The organism is Tumebacillus flagellatus (assembly GCF_000714935.1).
GTDB lineage: Bacteria > Bacillota > Bacilli > Tumebacillales > Tumebacillaceae > Tumebacillus > Tumebacillus flagellatus.
Window position 1 is genome coordinate 1 of the sequence record NZ_JMIR01000008.1, and the last position, 20,149, is coordinate 20,149.

At 59.4% G+C, this 20,149-nt stretch carries 17 protein-coding genes; 16 read left to right on the plus strand and 1 reads right to left on the minus strand.

Annotated elements, in window-relative coordinates; all coding sequences use genetic code 11:
- Window positions 1–254: 254 nt before the first annotated feature.
- The 7 genes from EL26_RS07155 to EL26_RS07185 all read left to right on the plus strand — a co-directional run bounded on the left by EL26_RS07155 (window position 255) and on the right by EL26_RS07185 (window position 8,895).
- Window positions 255–2,153, plus strand: a complete 1,899-nt coding sequence (locus tag EL26_RS07155) for a hypothetical protein (RefSeq protein WP_038086144.1) — start codon at window positions 255–257, stop codon at window positions 2,151–2,153.
- A complete protein-coding gene (locus tag EL26_RS07160; protein ID WP_038086146.1) occupies window positions 2,150–4,177 on the plus strand; it encodes a TOMM precursor leader peptide-binding protein in 2,028 nt (675 codons plus the stop codon). The genes EL26_RS07155 and EL26_RS07160 overlap by 4 nt, the downstream gene beginning before the upstream one ends.
- A 35-nt stretch (window positions 4,178–4,212) precedes the next feature.
- A complete protein-coding gene (locus EL26_RS07165) occupies window positions 4,213–5,949 on the plus strand; it encodes a SagB family peptide dehydrogenase (RefSeq protein ID WP_038086148.1) in 1,737 nt (578 codons plus the stop codon).
- An 85-nt stretch (window positions 5,950–6,034) separates the two neighbouring features.
- Complete coding sequence (locus EL26_RS07170; RefSeq protein ID WP_038086150.1) at window positions 6,035–6,541, plus strand: hypothetical protein; 507 nt, start codon at window positions 6,035–6,037, stop codon at window positions 6,539–6,541.
- A gap of 57 nt (window positions 6,542–6,598) precedes the next feature.
- The gene (holA, locus tag EL26_RS07175; protein ID WP_052036103.1) at window positions 6,599–7,651 is read left to right on the plus strand and encodes a DNA polymerase III subunit delta; all 1,053 of its coding nucleotides are present in this window, start codon (window positions 6,599–6,601) and stop codon (window positions 7,649–7,651) included.
- A gap of 36 nt (window positions 7,652–7,687) precedes the next feature.
- Entirely contained in the window at window positions 7,688–7,966 is a 279-nt protein-coding gene (locus EL26_RS07180; protein ID WP_038086151.1) for an alpha/beta-type small acid-soluble spore protein, read from the plus strand.
- A 143-nt stretch (window positions 7,967–8,109) separates the two neighbouring features.
- The gene (locus EL26_RS07185; RefSeq protein WP_038086153.1) at window positions 8,110–8,895 is read left to right on the plus strand and encodes a C1 family peptidase; all 786 of its coding nucleotides are present in this window, start codon (window positions 8,110–8,112) and stop codon (window positions 8,893–8,895) included.
- 115 nt (window positions 8,896–9,010) lie between these two features.
- Here the strand turns inward: EL26_RS07185 and rpsT are convergent, their stop codons facing one another.
- Complete coding sequence (gene rpsT, locus EL26_RS07190; protein ID WP_038086157.1) at window positions 9,011–9,274, minus strand: 30S ribosomal protein S20; 264 nt, start codon at window positions 9,272–9,274, stop codon at window positions 9,011–9,013.
- A gap of 210 nt (window positions 9,275–9,484) precedes the next feature.
- Between rpsT and gpr the strand changes: the two genes are divergently transcribed.
- The 9 genes from gpr (at window position 9,485) to EL26_RS07235 (ending at window position 20,139) form a co-directional block, all read left to right on the plus strand.
- The gene (gene gpr, locus EL26_RS07195; RefSeq protein ID WP_038086353.1) at window positions 9,485–10,483 is read left to right on the plus strand and encodes a GPR endopeptidase; all 999 of its coding nucleotides are present in this window, start codon (window positions 9,485–9,487) and stop codon (window positions 10,481–10,483) included.
- A gap of 202 nt (window positions 10,484–10,685) precedes the next feature.
- Entirely contained in the window at window positions 10,686–11,291 is a 606-nt protein-coding gene (locus EL26_RS07200; protein WP_038086159.1) for an AMP-binding protein, read from the plus strand.
- Between the two features lie 142 nt (window positions 11,292–11,433).
- The gene (gene spoIIP, locus EL26_RS23565) at window positions 11,434–12,690 is read left to right on the plus strand and encodes a stage II sporulation protein P (RefSeq protein ID WP_052036104.1); all 1,257 of its coding nucleotides are present in this window, start codon (window positions 11,434–11,436) and stop codon (window positions 12,688–12,690) included.
- Window positions 12,691–12,758: 68 nt separating this feature from the next.
- Window positions 12,759–13,130 (plus strand): DUF3679 domain-containing protein, encoded by a 372-nt coding sequence (locus EL26_RS07210; protein ID WP_038086161.1) that lies wholly within the window; start codon window positions 12,759–12,761, stop codon window positions 13,128–13,130.
- An 86-nt stretch (window positions 13,131–13,216) separates the two neighbouring features.
- On the plus strand, window positions 13,217–15,025 hold the full coding sequence (gene lepA, locus EL26_RS07215; RefSeq protein WP_152559194.1) for a translation elongation factor 4: 1,809 nt from the start codon (window positions 13,217–13,219) through the stop codon (window positions 15,023–15,025).
- A gap of 98 nt (window positions 15,026–15,123) precedes the next feature.
- Window positions 15,124–16,431 carry a tetratricopeptide repeat protein gene (locus tag EL26_RS07220; protein ID WP_152559195.1) on the plus strand — a complete coding sequence of 436 codons (1,308 nt, stop codon included), beginning with the start codon at window positions 15,124–15,126 and terminating at the stop codon, window positions 16,429–16,431.
- 5 nt (window positions 16,432–16,436) lie between these two features.
- Window positions 16,437–17,585, plus strand: coding sequence for a radical SAM family heme chaperone HemW (gene hemW / locus EL26_RS07225; RefSeq protein WP_052036123.1), 1,149 nt, complete (start codon window positions 16,437–16,439; stop codon window positions 17,583–17,585).
- Between the two features lie 156 nt (window positions 17,586–17,741).
- Window positions 17,742–18,755 (plus strand): GTP 3',8-cyclase MoaA, encoded by a 1,014-nt coding sequence (moaA, locus tag EL26_RS07230; RefSeq protein WP_038086167.1) that lies wholly within the window; start codon window positions 17,742–17,744, stop codon window positions 18,753–18,755.
- Window positions 18,756–18,762: 7 nt separating this feature from the next.
- Window positions 18,763–20,139: a molybdopterin molybdotransferase MoeA gene (locus EL26_RS07235; protein ID WP_038086169.1), complete on the plus strand. Its 1,377-nt coding sequence runs from the start codon at window positions 18,763–18,765 to the stop codon at window positions 20,137–20,139.
- Window positions 20,140–20,149 lie beyond the last annotated feature (10 nt).

A 20,149-nucleotide genomic window follows, 5' to 3' on the forward strand; every position in this document is an offset into this window, starting at 1 on the left:
GCTTGCGGAGGCGGAGGCGGCGGTGCTTGCGGAGGCGGAGGCGGCGGTCTGTGCGGAGGAGGCGGCGGCGGACGTTGCGGAGGCGGCGGAGGCGGTCTCTGCGGAGGCGGCGGCGGAGGCGGCGGTTTCTTCCGTCGATAGTGTTACCTGAGAAGGATACCCCCTGTACGGACAAGTTCTGGGCTGTCGTGCAGGGGCTTCTTCTCTTTTTGCATACATCGTTTGACATTCCCCTACGGAACGGAGGAGGCAGCATGAACTTCCTACATCCTTCCATGCGTTTGAAAGCGGCCGGAGGGACGTTTTTCTTGCCGGATCGAAACGGCGGCGTGTACGTGCGCAACCACGCCGGTTCGTTTCGCATGCAGGGCGAGCAGGTTCAGACGTGGCTGGAGCGACTGATGCCGCTCTTCAACGGCGAACATACGCTGGCCGATTTGCTGGAGAGTCTGCCGGAGCCGCATCAAAAACGAATTTGCGAAATCGCCGCAGTGCTGTACGAAAACGGCATCGTGCGCGATGTGAACGAAGACCTGGAGCATCAATTGCCGGAATCGGTGTTGCAGACGTACGCCGGGCAGATTGAGTTCTTGGAAGTGATGGGGCGCTCGGGAGCGCGCCGGTTTCAAGAGTTCCGCGAAGCCCGCGTATTGGCGGTGGGAGCGGGAACGTTTCTGACGGCGTTGGCGGGGGCATTGATGCAGGCGGGACTTCGGGAGACGCAGGTGCTCTTCACCGACTCCGAGCCTGTTTCGCGTACTCGGTTGGCAGAACTCGTCGCGCACGCGCAGGCGTCCGACCCGGAGACCGCGCTTCGGGAAGTGAGTGTGCCCTTGGCAGAAGCGGTGGCAGAGGCGGATTGGATTTTGTATGCGACGCGCGACGGGGAGGCGGAATCGGTTCTTGCGTTGGAGGCGATCTGCAGGCAGCAGGGCAAGACGTTTCTCCCCGCGGTGTTTGTCGAGCAGGCGGGCATGGCGGGGCCGATGGTGCATCCGGGGTTTGCGATCTCGTGGGAGTCGGCGTGGCGGCGGTTGCATGCAGAAGAGGTTCGCCGCGACCCGACGTTGCACGCGCCGTCGTCGGTTGCAGAAGCGCTGCTGGCCAACGTGCTGGTGTTGGAGTTGATGAAAACGGCGGGCGGCGTCAGCGAGTTTGTGCGGGCGCAGGAGTTTTTTCTGCTGAATTTGGAGACGTTGGAGGGCGGGTGGCACGGGTTCGTGCCGCATCCGTGCGGGGGCACGGCGGAGGTTCGTCCCTTCGCCGACTTGGGCGCGCGCGTGCAGGAAGCGGCACCTGAGCGGGAGCCTGCGAGTTGGTTTTACGCGTTCCACCAGTTGACGTCGCCCGTTTGCGGCGTGTTTCACGTCTGGGAAGAGGGTGAGTTGGAACAGCTGCCGATGGCGCAATGCAGGGTGCAAGCGGTCGACCCGCGATCTGCGGGGCTGGCGGGTTTGTTGCCGAGCCGTGTCTGCATCGGGCTGACGCATGAAGAAGCCCGGTTGGAGTCCGGGCTGGTTGGGTTGGAGGAGTATGTCAGGGCAAGCGTGGCGGGGGCGGATCTTGCGCACGGATTCCTCGGCGTCGGGGCCGGGCTGACGATGGCGGAAGCGGTCGGGAGGGCGTTGCAGAAGTGCTTGGAGGAGGAGTTGGGAGATCGGCAGCGGGAGGGAGCGCTTTGCGCGCGTTCGGTGTCGTTGCTGACGGTTGTGGATCAGCGCTGTCAGTTCGAGATGCAAGCGCTGGCGATTGCAAACGGAGCACCGCGCATTGGCGCAGGGCCCGAGGTCTGCGGATTTCCGACCGTCTTCGTGGAAACGGGCGGTCACGAATTTTGGGGGATCGGGCTCAACGGGACGCTGGCGTTGCGCATGGCGTTGGAATCAGCCTTGCAACACACTGTCTTGAAGACGGCGGGCGAGCAGGAGCCGCCTCTTGCGGCGCCTGTGAAAAGCGACGAGGAAGAGCCGCAGAGCCTCGTGTTTCCCGGCTGCGTTGCCGGATTCACCCCCGAGTTGGTGTGTCATGCGCTGGACGTGTTGGCGGCGCAAGGCAAGCGGGTGGAAGCGTTCGATCTGGCGCAAGAATCGTTTCTGCGCCACGTCGTCGCCGAGGTCGTCGGAGTGGTGCTGAGAGAGGAGGAAAGCACATGAGCCAAGAGACCGTCTGGATTTTCGGAACCGGCACGTTGGCTGACAATGTCTCAGATTTGCTGGAAGGCGCCTGTGGGATCGTCCGCCTGACGGACTGGCCGACTTGGGAGGCGGACACAGCCGCCATCGGAAACGCGCCCGATACGCCCGATACGCCCGCGTCGGAGCCCGTCAACTCAGATCCATCTCTTCACCAAAAACCCTCCCTCGCGCTCCTCCTCCACGACGCGTGGCATCCGGCTCTCGACCACAGGGCGCACGAAGTTTTTGAATCCTCCAACATCCCGTGGCTGCGCGGTTGTGTCCAACTGGGAGAGGGCGTGGTCGGCCCGCTGGTGGTGCCGCATGCGCCGGGCTGTCCGCGCTGCGCCGATTGGCGGCGGCTGCTCGCGGGAAACGAACGCGAAGAGACGTTGGCGATCCTGCATCTCTTGGAGGAGCAGGGCGGCTTAGACCGCGACCCGTTGGCGTCCTGCACCGCGCTTTCGCAGATGGCGCACCTGATCGCCGCCGAAGCTCGGAGAGTCTTGCAGGAGCAAAAGCCGATGCTGGACCGTGCCGTTTTTATCGTGAACATGGCCTCGTTGACCGCAACCCGTCATTTCCTGCTCCCCGATTCGCTCTGCCCCGTCTGCGGCAGTCGGCCGGACGATTCGGCGGAAGCGGCGCGCATCACCCTGCAACCGAACCCTAAACTCGACCCGAACGGATACCGCACCCGCTCCTTGAACGAATTCAAAGACGTCCTGCTCCGCGACTACCTCGATTCGAACATCGGCTTTCTCAACCGCGACCAGTTGGATCTCGTCTCTCCCTTCGCCGCGATGACCCTCAACCTGCCGCTGCTTCACACCGACGAAGTCACCGCCGGACGCACGCACTCGTACGCCGAGAGCAAGATCACCGGCATCCTCGAAGCGTTGGAACGCTACTGCGGCGTCGCTCCGCACGCCAAGCGCACCGTCGTCCGCGACACCTACCGCCACCTCGCCGCCCATGCGCTGAACCCGGCGCGCGTCGGCGTGCATGAAAAAAACAACTACGCCCGCCCCCGCTTCCCGTTCCAAGAGTATCACCCGAACCGCCCGCTGGACTGGGTGTGGGGGTACTCGTTCTACCGCGAGCGCCCGATCCTCGTTCCGGAGATGCTGGCGTATTACAGCTTGGGGCAGGGAGACGGCTTCGTGTACGAGACGTCCAACGGGTGCGCGTTGGGCGGGAGTTTGGAAGAGGCGATTTTGTACGGGCTGCTGGAAGTGGTGGAGCGGGATGCGTTTCTCATGACGTGGTACGCCCGACTGCCGCTGCCCCGCTTGGACTTGGAGAGCATGCAAGACACGGAATTGCAGTGGATGATCCAACGCATTCGCACCGTCGGCGGCTACGACCTCCATCTCTACAACGCCACGATGGAGAACGGCATCCCGAGCATCTTCGCCCTCGCAAAAAACCGCAAATCATACGGCCTCAACTTGATCTGTGCCGCCGGAGCGCACCTCGACCCGATCCGCGCCGTCAAAAGCGCCGTGCACGAACTTGCCGGGATGATGCTCGTCCTCGACCGCAAGTATGAATTCCACCGCGAGCAGTGCTTGGCGATGTACCGCGATTCCGCCAAGGTGCAGGCGATGGACGACCACATGATGCTGTACGGCTTGCCGGAAGCGGAGGAGCGGCTGGATTTCCTGCTGAAGTCCGACCGTCCGATGCAGACGATCCAAGAAGCGTTCCCGCCCCGCGCGAAGCGGGCGGATTTGACGGACGACGTGCGCGACCTGCTCGGCGTGTTTCGCCGCCTCAATCTGGAAGTGATCGTCGTGAACCAGACCACGCCGGAAGTGGCGCGCAACGGGTTCTCGTGCGTGAAAGTGCTGATTCCCGGCATGCTGCCGATGACGTTTGGACATCATTTGATCCGCGTCAAAGGGCTGGAGCGGGTGTTGAAAGTCCCGGCGCAACTGGGATATGTCAAGAAAAAACTGACGCGCCAAGGGCTCAACTCTGATCCGCACCCCTTTCCGTAAGGGAGTCATCAAGCCAAAAGGAAGTTGAGAGTGCGATGAAACCAGAACAATTTCTGCACGCGCTCCACTATGACGTGGAGCGGATGATCCGCCCGCCGGGCTGGCGTGTCGATTGGGACGACTCGCCGTTGCTTTACAAGCTCTACCGCGGCGTGCCGTCCTACCCGCTGTCGGCGGACGTGCCGCTGACGTTGCCCCCTTGCACGCCGTCCTCGGAAAAAACAGCGCAGGCACCGCGCCTTCGCGAGTGGAGTCATTTTTTGTGGGTTGTGAACGGGTTGATGGCGGGAAGCGACGCGGGGTACGGAATGAAGTTTCGCAAGGGCTTTCCGTCAGGCGGCGGGCTGTATCCGAACGAGGTCTATGTATATCTGAAGACGCAGGAGGTTCCGCAGGGGTTGTACCATTATGACGCGGCGCATCATCGGGTCGTGCTGGTGCGCGAGGGGGCGTTTGATGAAGCGTTGAAGCGTGCGTTGGGGAAGCGGGTGGAGGTTGGAGAGTGCTTTGGCGCGGTGATGGTTTCGACGGTGTTTTGGAAGAACTTTTTTAAGTACAACAACTTTGCGTATCGGTTGCAGGGGTTGGATACAGGTGTGTTGCTGGGGCAGACGTTGGAGGCGGCGAAGCGGTTTGGTTTTACGGCGGGGGTGTGTTACCGGTTTCTCGACCGGGCGGTGAACCACCTGCTCGGGATTTGCGAGTGGAAAGAGAGCGTCTATGCGGTGGTTCCGCTCTCGGTGAAGCCTGCGGAGGAGTGGTTTGGGAAACCTGCGTCGGCGTCGAGCAAACCGACCTGCGCGGGGGATATCATTTGCGAGTATCCGGTGGTATGCCACCAGACGCTGGAACGCTCTCGATGGGTCAAACCGTACCCGTTGTTGCAGATCATGAACGAGTACGCCATGCTGGAGAACACGCAAGAGTTCAAGAACGCCCCGGCCAAGGAAAAAACCACCTTCTCCGCCGACGCTGCGCCAGCGCAAACAGGTCAGGAGGTACGCCGGCCCCGTGTGGGTCATTTGATGAACGAGCGCTCCGCTGCCAGCGAGCAAACGTGCAGCGGTCAAGAGGTGATTTTGCCACGTGCGACACCTCTCGCTTACGACCTCGCCGCCGTCATGCGAAACCGCACCTCACCGGGAGAGACGTTCGTGCTTGGCGGTGTCACGAAGGAGCAGTTGGCGGCGCTCTTGCAGGAAGCGAGTGCTTCGCTCAACTACGTACACGATCTCGACTTCCAAGCTGTCAGGAGCAACGACTTCCAAGCGCGAGATGCAGTTTCGCGAGAAGGGCTCATCTCTCTGGAAGACTGGACAATCAAACCTCGCCTCTCCCTCTGCATCAGCCTCTCCAACGTCGAAGGCATCCCGGACGGTGCCTACACGTACAACGCCGCCACGCACTCTCTGCACCTCACCCGCTCCGGTGACCCGCGTTCATTTTTACAACAGGGCCTCTCCGCCGAGAACGTCAATTTGACGCAAGCCCCGTTCTGCCTGCACATCGGGGGCGAAAGCGGGCACCTCACCGACACATACGGCTTTCGCGGCTACCGCATCCAGCAGATGGAGGCGGGACTGCTCCTCCACCGCTTGGCGGTCGCCGCGACCGCGCTTCGCTTCAACGCCCATCCCTTGCTCGATTTCGACACCTCCGCCTGCGACGCTCTCTACGATCTCGCTACCTGTCCGAGCCGTTGCACCCTCCTGCAAATCCCCGTCGGCCCGCACCGTCCGCATCCGCGCTTTCAGGGGTTTTTGCACGAATAGAGATCTGACAAACACACATACTGCGCAAAATTTGTCTTATATATAGAAATCGTGGGAACCAAGTTCGAGGAGGGGTAAGAAGTACATGGCAGTTGCGCAATGGGGAAGTGTGGGGCTTTTTTGTGAAGAAGACGGGTGGTACGGGGAGTCCTCCCGTGAAATGACGTTTGTCCAAGCGGCAGTCGTCGCACAGGCGGTCGCTTCTTATATGAAAAACGAAATCGGCACGCGAAACGGCATGATCGTCGGCTTCTCCGGCGATCTGCGCGGGTATCTCTACGCCGAACGCATCGCCGAAGTGCTCGCGGGCAACGACGTGATCGTCTGGCTTTGCGAGGGCGAGGTAAGCGAAGGCCAACTTTGCCACGCCATCCGCCAAGAGGGATTGGACGGCGGCCTGCTCGTCACCGGCTTCGGGCGGGCGACGCTCCAAGGCCTGAAATTCCTCTCGCCGGAGAACGAACAGATCATCCCCGCGCACATCGAGCCCTATGTGCGGGAAATCGAGGCGGGGGTGCGGGGATTGCAGGTGAAACCGTACGCACAAGCGTCCAGAGAGGGCGCGCTTCTCTTGTGCGCGTTTCAGATGTAAGGTACAATGCGGATGACTTTACGCACGACGACTCTAGCATAAGGGAGTCCTGAATCTATGGTACGAAGCATCCGCGACATTCAAGCAGAACTCAAAAAAGGCATCGTCCAACCGGTTTACTTGCTTTACGGCACCGAAGCGCTGCTGATTGACGACCTCGTTCAGAGGATTCAAGACACCGCGCTGCCGCAAGGGGTGGACGACTTCAACTACATGCGGTTTCACTACGACGAGCAGCCGGTGCAACTCGCCGTTCACGAAGCGGAGACCGTTCCGTTTCTGTCCGAGCGCAAACTGATCCTCGTCCAAAACTGCGGCGCGTTCACGTCTGCCAAGTCGCCGCGCGTCGACCACGACCCGGACGCGCTGCAAGCGTACTTGGAGAACCCCGCGCCGTACTCAACGCTGATCTTGACCGTGCTCGCCGAAAAGCTTGACGAGCGCAAGAAGCTCACCAAGACCGCCCAGCAAAAAGCCGCGGTGATCCCCTTCACGTCGCTCAAAGAACCGGAATGCCGCGAATGGGTCGCAGGCGAAGTGAAGCGCCAAGGCAGTTCGATCACGCATGACGGCATCGCCCGCCTCGTGCTTTCCGTCGGCACCAACTTGCGGCTGTTGCGCAGCGAAATCGAGAAGCTGACCCTCTACGCGGGGCCCGGCGGCACGATTGACGAAGCGACGGTCGACGAATTGGCGACGCGGACGATGGAGCAGAACGTGTTCGTGTTTCTCGACGAAGTGGTGCGGTTGCGCATGGAGCGCGCAATGCGGATGATGTACGACCTGCTCAAGAACAAGGAGGAGCCGATCAAACTCCTGTTCTTGATCGCCCGCCAAGTGCGGATGATGCTCCAAGTCAAACTCCAAAGCGGACGCGGCTACAACATCAACCAGATCGCCCAGCAGCTCGGCGTGCACTCGTATCCCGCCAAGATCGCCGGAGAGCAAGGAGCGCGCTACAGCGTCAAAGAACTGGAGAAACTCCTGTTTGATCTCGCTGAACTTGACTACAAGATCAAAACCGGACAGATCGGAGACCGGGCGGCGCTGGAGATGTTTTTGCTGAGCCTGCCGCATAAAGTGACGGGTGCGAGTAGACAACGCGCCTGACGGAGATACTCCCTACTGAGAGGGAGGTGACCCGACATGGCGCGCAAGAGACGACCACTCGTGCCGGGCGCGCAAGACGCGCTCCAACAGTTGAAAGCGCAAGTGATGAACACAACGTCCGAACAGGCGAAGTTCAAATCGGCGAAGGAACAAAACATCCCGCTGACCACAGGCGACAACGGCAACCTCACCGCCCGCGAAGCCGGAAAAGTCGGGGGGCCGATCGGCGGACAGATGGTGAAGAAACTGATTGCCCTCGCCCAGATGCAGATGATCAACGAACAACATCGAAACGAGAACCGCCCGCAACCGTAGCGCGGCGGTTCTTTTTTTCATAAGAATATTCAGAAAAGTATATGTACAAAGTGACAGGCTTTCGCTTATAATGGAGACATCAAGTTATATTGTAATTATAACTTGACTTGATTCGACAAAATTTTACGAAGGCGGTGGTCTCCATGAGTCAATTGATGAGCAACGTAAATCGCAAGTATTCGGTTCGTCCCGATGCGGTAGACCTGCGTGACAAAATGTTCCGTACCGCCGTATTTACCACACCCGACACACTCCCTACAGCGGTCGACTTGCGCGACAAGTGCTCGCCGGTCGTCGACCAAGGCCAACTCGGCTCCTGCACCGCCAACGCGATGGCGTCCGGCCTGCGCGAGTACCTGTTGCTGCGCTCCGGTCAGCCGTTCACCCGGCTCTCCCGACTCTTCCTCTACTGGCACGAACGCGAGATCGAAGGGTCGCTCGGTGAAGATGCCGGCGCGCAGATCCGAGACGGCATGAAAGTGTTGAATAAGATCGGTGTCTGCCCGGAGGCGGATTACCCGTATGCGATTGATCATTTCAAGGACAAGCCCACCAAACAGGCGGAGGCGGACGCGGCGCTCTACCGCATCGGCGAGTACCACCGCGTCGCTTCGCTTTCGATGCTCAAAGCCGCCCTCGCGCACGGTCTGCCGGTCGTGATCGGCTTTGCGGTGTACGAGTCGTTTGAAGGCAAGGACGTGGCGATGACGGGCATCGTCCCGATGCCGGACGCGGAGACGGAGCAGATGCTCGGCGGACATGCGGTGCTTGCCGTCGGCTATGACGACGAACACGAGCACGTGATCATCCGCAACTCGTGGGGCGAAGGCTGGGGCGAGGGCGGCTATTGCTACTTCCCGTACGGCCTGTGGGACTACAACCCGATCTTGCAATCCCCGATCGTGTTCGACATGTGGACCGGTCACTAATGGATTCGGAAATAAAAAAACGACCCAGGGAATCTCCTTGGGTCGTTTCTCGCATTCCATCTGAAATACTCCATCGCTTTGGCGCCAAAGTCATGAAGCTCCTATGGAAACCGTCTTACGCGGAAAGTTGGTTGAACTTTTTGGTCAGACGGGATTTTTTACGAGCAGCGGTGTTCTTGTGAAGCAGACCTTTGGTCACAGCCTTGTCCAGAGCGCGGGTCGCTTGCTTGAGCAGGGTTCCTGCGTTCGCGTCGTTTGCTGCTACAGCTGCTTCGAACTTTTTGATCGAGGTGCGGAGAGCGGATTTCGCAGCAGCGTTGCGCAGGGTGCGGGTGCTGGTGGTCTTCACGCGCTTCACAGCGGATTTAATGTTCGGCATCTATATTTCACCTCCGTTCAGAGAGCATATCCAGTAAAAAGGACATTGGATATTTTATCATGGCTAGTGCGAGAATGCAAGAATCTAACCGTCTTGCATAATTTAGAAACTCTTAGCCAACCTAACTCCAAGACACTAGCCTGAAATGAGGTGGAGTACGTGGGCAAAGAGCCGCGTTACAAGTATAGCCAAGAATCGCTCCAGACGCAAATGAATGATGAGGAATTTTGGAACTCGTACAGCGTCAGCACCGATTTGGCGCTGGAAGCGCACCAGATTTTCTCGCCGGAGCACGGCGGGAGCATCCCCGGCGTCGATCTCTCCGAAGAAGAGGACAACGGGATCAAGATCACCCGCATGTCGATTCAAAACGAGATGGGCGGCAAGATCATGGGCAAAGTACCGGGCAACTACCTGACGTTTGAGGTGCCGGGCATGCGCTACAAAGACCCGGATCTGCAACGCCGCGTCTCGGAGAAGTTGGCGGCGGAATTTCGCACGTTCGCCAATTTGACGCCGGAATCCACCGTGCTCGTCATCGGCCTTGGCAACCGCAAAGTCACGCCCGACTCGCTGGGGCCGCTGGTGTGCGACAACCTGTTCGTCACCCGCCATCTCTATGACCACATGCCGGAGGTCGTGCAGGGCGGCGGCTATCGTCCCGTAGCGGCGGTGGCACCCGGGGTGCTTGGCATCACCGGGATTGAGACCAGCGAGATCGTGCACGGCATCGTCAAGAAGATCAAACCGGATCTCGTCATCGCCGTCGACGCGCTGGCCGCCCGATCGCTGGAGCGCGTGAACACGACGATCCAGATCGCCGACGTCGGCATCTCGCCGGGCGCCGGGGTCGGGAACAAGCGCAAGGGATTGAATAATAAGTCCCTCGGCGTGCCCGTGATCGCTGTCGGCGTGCCGACCGTTGTCGACGCGGTGACGATCACGAGCGACGCGATGGATTTGATCGTCAACCGCTTGGAGCAGGACGTGCCGGGCAACTCGATGACCAAGCTGTTCGGCAACTTCGACGAGCGGGAGAAAAAGCAACTGATCTTCGAGTTGCTCCAACCGATCGGGCAAAACTTGATGGTCACGCCCAAGGAGGTCGACACGTTCGTCGAGGACGTGGCGAACGTGCTCGCCAACGGGTTGAACGTGGCGCTGCATGAAGCGATCACGATGGACGATGCTTCGATGTACACACACTAGTCGCAGGGGAAAAACTTTTTGGAAAAAACAAAGCCTGCCTGACCGCGGAAGATGCGGTTGGGCGGGTTTTTTTATCTTACGTGTACAGTTGAAAGAAATGTTGTTGGAAGTTTAGCGATTTGGTATAATTATGTCAGAATAATTTAATCCGGCTATCATCTATGTTATGTCAGAGATCCACAGCCTTTGAGGAGGAAGTTGGATGGAACAGACGCTTGTTGACTTGCTTCGCCGTCGTGCCAAGGAACGGCCGGGAGATCGCGTCACGATCGGCCGTCACAACGCAAATGAAGTGCTCGGATCGGCCACGTATGCCCAACTCGACGAGCGCGCCCGCGCCGTCGGGGCGCTGCTCCAAGGGTTTCGCGCCAAGGGCGAGCGCGTGCTCCTGCTCTACGCGCAAGGTCCGGCCTATCTCACGTCCATGCTCGGCTGCCTGTACGCCGGCGCTGTCGCCGTTGCTGTGTCGGCTCCCCGCGAGATGCGCAACTTGGGAGGTTTGGAAGCGGCTGTAGACCTCGCGAAGCCGACTGTCGTGCTGACGACGTCGCTTTTGTTGAACTCCGTTCGCGATGTGCTGCGCGATCACCCGGATTCGGTGCTCAAGACGGTCCGCTGGGTCGCAACGGACGCTGTTCCGGTTGAGCTCGGCGGCAAATGGCAAGACGCCGGCGTGCACGGAGAGACGGCGGCGTATGTCGAGACGGCAAGCGACCGCCTCTTCACGCACAACGACCTCCTCAACAGCGAATGCCTCGTGGACGACGCCTTGCTCGTCGGGGCGCTTGGTTTCCAGCCCGCCGAATAGCAAGAATCGTCTTCAAACTGATAGAAAAAGAGACCGTGCCGCCGTTGGAGTTTCCCTGGCGGACGCGGTCTTTTTTTGTTGGCATATCTAGCAACGGGGATTCATAGAGTAGGGACATCGAGAACAAAGGAGGACGGTCGCCATGAAGAACCGAAACGAAGAGCGCAAGCGGCGCTTTCGCTCCCTGACGTTGAACTTAAGCAGCCAGAAGGCGCGCACCACGATTGTGACGATGGGGCTTGCCACGTCGGTTTTTTCCATTTTTATCGGCGTTGTTGCCGTGCAGTTGATCGCGGGAGGATCGAGCAAAGGCTTGGCGGGGCGCATCTTGCACAGCATTTCGGCGCACTCTTTAAGCGGCGTGATGTCGCAAGAGCTGCCGATGTACGCCTCGATTGCGCCGACGCCGACGCTGGCGGATTCCAGCGCGTCGCCCAAGGGGTTGAGCAACATGTTGCTCTACTTGTTCACCGACATCGACGCCGGCAACCCGCTGACGATGCTCGGGTTTCAAGTGCCGGGCATGGCGGTCAGCGATTTTCGGCTGCTGACGCCCGACCCGAGCTACACGACGCCGCCGTCCGACGAGCACGCCTCCAAGGACGCTCCGCCGCCGAACTTAAACGCCAAGCCGCGCGAGAAGGCGGACGACAGCGAGAAGCCGCCGGTCAACAACAACGAGCCGCTGGTCTACATCTACCACTCGCACAACCGCGAGTCGTTCTTGCCGGATCTGAAGCCGGGCACGAAAGCGGACAACGCGTATGACGCCAAGCTCAACATCGAGCAAGCGGGCGGCGCGATGCGCGATGAATTGGAGAAAGACGGCGTGCCTACTCTGCAAACGTTGGTCGACTATTGGTCGGTCGGCGATTTTGACAACGCCTACGATTTCTCGCGCCCGACGATCCAGAAGGTGCTCAGCGAGCACAAAAACTTACAGCTGATCTTCGACATTCACCGTGACTCTCTCCCGCGGGAAAAAACCACCACCACGATCAACGGGGTGGACTATTCGATGGTCTACTTCATCGTCGGCGGCGGCAACAACCCGCACGCGGAAAAAAACCAAGCGACCGCCACCAAGCTCCACGAGTACCTGAAAGCCAAGTACCCGACGCTCTCCAAAGGCGTTTGGATGAAAGGCCCCGCGCCATACGACACCCGTTACAACCAAGACCTCGACCCGAACATGGTCTTGATCGAGATCGGGGGGCCGGGCAACTCGCTGGAAGAGGAGAAACGCACGGCGAAAGTGCTCGCCGACGTGATCGCGCAATACCTGAAAGACATCGACGCGCTCTCGCCGGAAGTGAAAGTCTCGGCGGAACAACCGACAAAACAGCAACAAGACGCCGCGAAACGCCAAGAACAAAAGCAAGCGGGCACGGGGAACTAGGGGGTATCGCCTCTTTTTTCCTTGACCATACTGGATAGCAAACTCACGGTAGAGGAGTTGGGAGTTCCATGAAGGGTCTGAACTTGAAGTCGATGGTGGAGCAGTCGGCGGTGTACGGCGTGTTGGTCGTGATGCTGGCACTTATGATCATCTTCGGCATCTCCACGGCGGAGAAAGGGGTCAACTCGCTGGTCGGCACCGACGACAAAGAAGCCCTCGTCGTCAAAAACGACCAGGGCGACGTCGACCTGAAAATTCTCGGCAAGGACGTCAAAGCGACGAAGCCCGCGTGGTCGCAAGAATTGAGCCGCGATCTGGAAAGCCAGCAAAGCACCGTCGGCAGCGGGATGGACTCCGCTTCGATCTCCATCGGGACATGGATGGAGACGGGAGCCAAGAAGGTTTTGGATTCACTTGCAGGCGCGTTTACTTCGAATTAAATTTGAGACCCGGCGCAATGGCGCTGGGGTCTTTTTTTTGATATAATTCGTGTCATGTATGGTCTCAGAAGGGGGACATCTTGAAGATGGACGCAAGAAAACGACAGGAGAAGATCCGCAACTTCTCGATTATCGCACACATTGACCACGGGAAGTCCACGTTGGCGGACCGCATTCTTGAATATACAGGCGCGATTTCTTCGCGTGAGATGCAAGATCAGTTGCTCGACAACATGGACATCGAACGTGAGCGCGGGATCACGATCAAATTGCAGTCCGTGCGTTTGAACTACAAAGCCAAGGACGGCGAAGAGTACATCTTGCACTTGATCGACACGCCCGGACACGTCGACTTCACCTACGAAGTGTCCCGCTCGCTCGCCGCTTGCGAAGGCGCGCTGCTCGTCGTCGACGCCGCGCAAGGCATCGAAGCGCAGACGCTGGCGAACGTCTACTTGGCGCTGGAGAACAACTTGGAAATCCTCCCGGTCGTCAACAAAATCGACCTCCCGTCCGCCGAACCGGAGCGCGTAAAGCAGGAGATCGAGGACGTCATCGGGCTCGACGCGTCGGACGCGGTGCTGGCGTCTGCAAAAGCGGGCATCGGCATCCAAGACATCTTGGAGCAGATCGTCGAGAAAGTCCCGGCACCGACCGGCGACCCGGACGCGCCGCTGCAAGCGCTGATCTACGACTCCTACTTCGACCCGTACAAGGGCGTTATCGTCCAGATGCGGATCATCCACGGTTCGCTGAAAGCCGGACAAACGGTGCGCATGATGGCGACCGGCGCGGAGTACGAAGTCGTCGAAGTCGGCAAACTCTCGCCGCGCATGGTGGCGGTCGATGAGCTGATGGTCGGCGATGTCGGCTATTTCCACGCTTCGATCAAGAACGTCCGCGACACCCGCGTCGGCGACACCGTCACGCTGGTGGAGAACCCGGCTTCCGAGCCGCTTCCGGGCTACCGCGGGATCAACCCGATGGTGTTCTGCGGCCTCTACCCGGTGGAAACCAACCAATACAACGACCTGCGCGACGCGCTGGAAAAAATGGAACTCAACGACGCCGCGCTCAAGTACGAACCGGAAACCTCGTCCGCATTGGGCTTTGGCTTCCGCTGCGGCTTCCTCGGGCTTCTGCACATGGAAGTCATCCAAGAGCGTCTGGAGCGTGAATTCAACCTCACGCTGATCACCACCGCGCCGTCGGTTGTCTACCATGTCTACCAGACGGACGGAACGATGATCGAGATCGACAACCCGTCGAACATGCCGGAAGTGCAGCGCATCGAACGCATCGAGGAACCGTACGTCAAAGCGTCGATCATCGTGCCGAAGGACTACGTCGGCGTGATCATGGAGCTGTGCCAAGAGAAGCGCGGCCTGTTCCAGACGATGAACTACCTCGACCAAAACCGCGTCACGCTGATCTATGAGATTCCGCTGACCGAAGTCGTGTACGATTTCTTCGACCGTCTGAAGTCGGGCACCAAAGGCTATGCGTCGTTTGACTACGAACTGATCGGCTACCGTCCGTCGCAACTGGTCAAGATGGACGTTCTGCTCAACAACGAAGCGATCGACGCCCTGTCGATCATCGTGCACAAGGACAAAGCGTACGCGCGCGGCAAATCGCTGTGCGAGAAGCTCAAAGAGCTGATCCCGCGCCAGCAGTTCGAAGTACCGATCCAAGCGGCGATCGGCAACAAAGTCATCTCCCGCGAAACGATCAAAGCGATCCGCAAGAACGTCCTCGCCAAGTGCTACGGCGGCGACATTTCCCGGAAGCGCAAACTGCTCGAAAAGCAAAAAGAAGGCAAGAAGCGCATGAAGCAAGTCGGCTCCGTCGAGGTGCCGCAAGAAGCGTTCATGGCGGTTCTGAAAATCGACTAAGCACGGAAAAAGCGTCCCGGCCGCCAATGCGCGCAAGGGACGTTTTTTTATGGTACAATAAACTCTATCTGGATGTAGATAGAGGGGGACTTACGTTGGTGTCCAAGGAAGAAAAGCAAAGAGAGCAACTTCAACAGATGTTGCAACATATAGAAGACTGCATGGCCGAAGACTTGTACGACCGTGCACAGGAAGTGCTGAACACCTGCCTCAAGCTGGAAGTGTTCGACATCCGCGTCTACCAACGCTATGCGTTCGTCCTGCGCATGCTCGACCGCGTGCCGGCGGCGGAGCTGTTTGAAAAAGTGGCGATGAACCCGGACGACCCGGAAGCGTACTACGCCGTCGCCCAAGCCCTGCTCAAAGACAACCTGTTCGGCTCGGCGATCAACCCGCTGCGCAAGACGATCGAACTGGTGCCGATGGCGGCGAACGCGACGTTTGAATTGGCGTATGCGCTGCTGAAGGAATTCCGCATGGAAGACGCGCTGGAGCATTTCAAAACGGCGTATGAATACTCCCCGAGCCCGAACACGGCGTTCTACGTCGCTTACACCTCGTTGCTTTCGCGCGACGTGGAGGGCGCGAAGGCACTGTTCCCCTATATGGAATCGGAGTACGCCAAGCATAACCAAGAGCCGGTGATGCTGAACATCTTGCGCGACATGGTCACCCGCTATGAAGCGTTCCCGCCGAAAGACCTGCGCGACTGGCATTTCGTGCAGTACGGCACGCCGCTGTTGCGCACGTCGGACGAGGATCTCGGCGAAGCGAACGAAAACCTCAACGGCCGGTTCGTGTTCATCAACTACGGCTGGCTGAACGTGGCGACGATTCTCGTGACGCTCAAGCGCCTGATCGAAGAAGTGCCCGGCTTCCCGCAGTACGATTACATCATCCCGGCGAGCATGGACGTGGCACCGATCGCATTCGCTTTCTCGGAGATGACCGGCATCCCGCTCGTGCCGCGCGAAGAGCTAAACACCACGAATAAAGGCTTCCTGTTCACGTCGTGGTCGGATGAAGTGCGCGTGGTGGCGGAGCACATGTCGCATAACCCGAACGTGACTTTGTTTGCGTTCTCGCTGGGCTGGACGCTGCAAGCGCCGGTCTGCCCGGACATCATCGGCTACCTCGACCAAGCGAGCCGTCTGCCGTGGCAAGAGACGATGCTGATTCACGAAAACGGCGAGCGTACCCCGCGCCCGGCGATGCAAGTGCCGCCGGAAGTCGTGCAATATCATATCTTGGAGCGCGTGGAAGGAGTCGATCAAGCGGAAGTGGACAAGCTGATCGCTTACTACCAAGAGCGGGCGCACCTCTTGAAGGTCGGCGAGAACATCAACAACCCGCGCCTCGGCTTCCAGATCGAATCGCCGATCGAGTCGATCCGCATGGTGGTGTGACGCTGGTGAACAAACAAGTTTCGTCGTTGTACGTTCACATCCCGTTCTGCGCGTCGAAGTGCTACTACTGTGATTTCAACTCCTATGTCTCGACGTCTGATGTGATGGACCGCTACTTGGACGGCTTGGATCGAGAATTGGAACTTGTGGCGGCGTCGTATCAACACGAGCCGCTGCAGACGGTGTTTTTTGGCGGCGGGACTCCGACGATTTTTGATGCGCGGCAAAGTGAGCGGATGATGCAGATGCTGCATCGCCACTTCCGCATGGCGGACGGGGTGGAGATCTCCGTTGAGTCCAATCCGGGCACGGTCGATTTGGACAAGCTGCACGTGTTGAAGGACGGCGGGGTCAACCGCTTGAGCTTCGGCGTGCAGAGTTTTGACAACGACTTGCTCGTCAAGCTCGGACGCCTGCACGACCGCGACGCGGTATACCGCTCGTGGGAACTGGCGCGTCAAGCTGGATTTGACTCGATCAACTTGGACTTGATGTTCGGGTTGCCGGGGCAGACGGTCGAGACGCTGCAAAGCACGCTGAAAGCGTTGATCGAACTCGGGCCGGAGCATGTGTCGGCGTACTCGCTGAAAGTGGAAGAAGGCACGCCGTTTTACACGTGGTACGAGCGCGGCAAGTTGATCCTCCCCCCGGAAGAAGACGAAGTGCAGATGTACCAACTCGTGATGGACACGTTCCGAAGCAACGGGTACGAGATGTACGAGATCTCGAACTACGCGAAACCGGGACACCGTTCGCGGCACAACCAAGTGTATTGGCGCAATGAACCTTATCTGGCGGCGGGCTCCGGCGCGCACGGCTATGTAGGGGGCGTTCGCTACATCAACCAGAAGGACGTGCCGCAGTACATCGAGACCACCGTCGGCGGCAAGCGTCCGGTGGTGGACACGGAAGAGATCACCGAAGTCATGCAGCGCGAAGACACGATGATCCTCGGTCTGCGCCTGCTCGAAGGCGTGACGTTTGCACGGTTTCGGGAGAAGCACGGCACCGAGATGCTGGACGTGTTCGCAGGTCCGATTGCCAAGTATCGAGAACGAGGGTTGCTCACCGTCGACGACGTCGGCGTGCGCTTGACGCCGGAGGGGATCTTCCTGGCGAACGAAGTGTACGCGGCGTTTTTGGGTGACGAATAACCCATTGGATTGGTTGAAAGTACCGTGATGTGCTGGAAGCTACTCCACCAAAATCAAATTCCAACGGAGGGAACTCCGGCGGGGATTGTTTTTGGTGGAGTTTTTTTCTAGGGAAGATGGGGCTATACTTCATAACAACAAAAGCGAGGTGCGCTGATGATTGCCGACAAATTGAATCGACCCTTGCGCGACCTTCGGATTTCCGTGACCGACCGCTGCAACTTGCGCTGCCGGTATTGCATGCCGCCGGACGTGTTTGGGAACGACTACCCGTTTCTGGCGCGGGAGGAACTGTTGGACTTTGACGAGATCGTGCGACTGTCGCGGGTGTTTGCCGGGCTTGGCGTGCGGAAGTTGCGCGTGACCGGCGGCGAACCGCTCTTGCGCCCGAACTTGCCGGAGTTGATCGCCCGCTTGCACGAGATTCCCGGAATTGAGGACGTGGCGCTGACGACGAACGGGATTTTGGTGCCGAAATATGCGGACGCGTTGCGGGAGGCGGGGTTGAAGCGGATTACGATCTCGCTGGACTCGCTTGAGGACGCGCGGTTCGGGCAGATGAACGGACGGGGGATCTCTGTGCGGGCGGTGCTCGACGGCATCGAAGCGGCGGCACGCGCCGGGTTGAAAGTGAAAATCAACACGGTGGTGCAGAAGGGCGTCAATGAAGACGACATCCTGCCGATGGCGCGTCACTTTCGCGGGACGGGGCATACGGTGCGGTTTATCGAGTTTATGGACGTGGGCAATTCGAACGGGTGGAAGTTGGATCAGGTGATCTCGAAGCGGGAGATTTTTGAGCGGATACATGCGGAGATGCCGCTGGAGCCCGTCGCACCGCTGGAGTTTGGCGAGGTGGCGAAACGGTTTCGTTACATCGGGAGTGAGGAGGAGATCGGGATTATCTCCTCGGTGACGGAAGCGTTTTGCTCGACGTGCACGCGGGCGCGGTTGTCGGCAAACGGGCAGTTTTATACGTGTCTGTTTGCGGGCAGCGGACATGATTTGCGCGATTTCATGCGAACCGGCGGAGACAGCTTGACGGAAGCGGACTTGGCGGCGAGGATATCGGAAATTTGGAACGCGCGCGGCGACCGCTATTCGGAAGAGCGGATGGAAGGCACGCAAGCGGCGCGCAACAAAATTGAAATGTCTTATATAGGCGGATGACGGCATCATGAAGTTCAATCGACCGACAGTTGAGGTGGCGACGGCACAGAAGTTGTTGTTGCGCCATGTGAAGGAATTGGAAGCGGAGCGCGTGCCGCTTCTGCAAAGCTTTGGGCGTACGCTGGCGGAGGATGTGCGGGCGACGCATCCGGTGCCGCACTTTGTGAAGTCCGGCATGGACGGCTATGCCGTGAGGGCCGCCGACATTCAGGGAGCCACGCCGGAGCAACCCGCCGTCCTGCGGGTCAACCAACTGATTCCCTGCGGCGCGGTTCCCGCGCTGCCCATCGGCCCCGGAGAAGCCGCCCGCATCATGACCGGGGCGATGCTTCCCGATGGCGCAGATACCGTGGTCATGTTTGAAATGACGGAAGAGCGTGTGGTCGAAAAAAATGATACAGGCGATACCGTTCCCGTAAACGCAACGAGCACAAACGCAATGAACACGAACGCAACGAGCACAAACGCAACGAGCACGAACGCTACTAGCATGAATGCTACGAGCAACGTGAATCATGTGCAAGAAACCTACGCTTTTATCTTCAAGGAAGTCCCCTTGGGCCGCAACGTTTCCCAAATCGGCGAAGAAATGTCGGAGGGCGAGTTGCTCTTGGAGCGCGGCCGCACCATCCAAGCGGGCGAGGCGGCACTGCTTGCGACGTTCGGTTTCTCCACCGTCCCGGTCGTCCGACGCCCGCGCGTGGCGATCTTGACCACCGGCTCGGAACTGCTCGCCGTGGAAGACCCGCTCCAACCGGGCAAGATTCGCAACAGCAACCGCGTCATGCTCGCCGCCCTCGTCGAATCGGCGGGAGCGGAAGTCATGGCGCTCCAATCCGTACCGGACGACGTGGACCAAGCCCGCACGATCGTCCGCGACTGGATGACCCGCGCCGACGTCGTGCTCACGTCCGGCGGCGTCTCCGTCGGCGACTTTGACATCATGGCGGACCTCCTCGACACGTGGGACGGAAACCTGCTGTTCCAAAAAGTCGAGATGCGACCCGGCAGCGTCACCAGCGCGGCTGTGCGTCAGGGCGTTTTTTTATGCGCGCTCTCCGGCAATCCCGGCGCGTGCTTCGTCGGGTTTGAACTGTTCGTGCGCCCCGTGCTCCACGCCCTGCAAGCCCGCCGCAACGTCTTGCCCGCTCCGTTCACCGCACGACTGCGCGGCGACTACCCGAAAGCGAACATCTACGCCCGCTACCTGCGCGCCAAGACAACGTTCGCGGACGGCATGATCTACGTGGAACCCGCAGGCCAAGATCGCTCCAGCGTCACCGTTTCGATCAAGGAATCCGACTGCCTGATCGTCATCCCGCCCGGCGGCGGCGTCTCGGACGGCGACCTCGTCACCGCCCTGCGTTTGCCGACCGCACTATAAAAAACTCCCG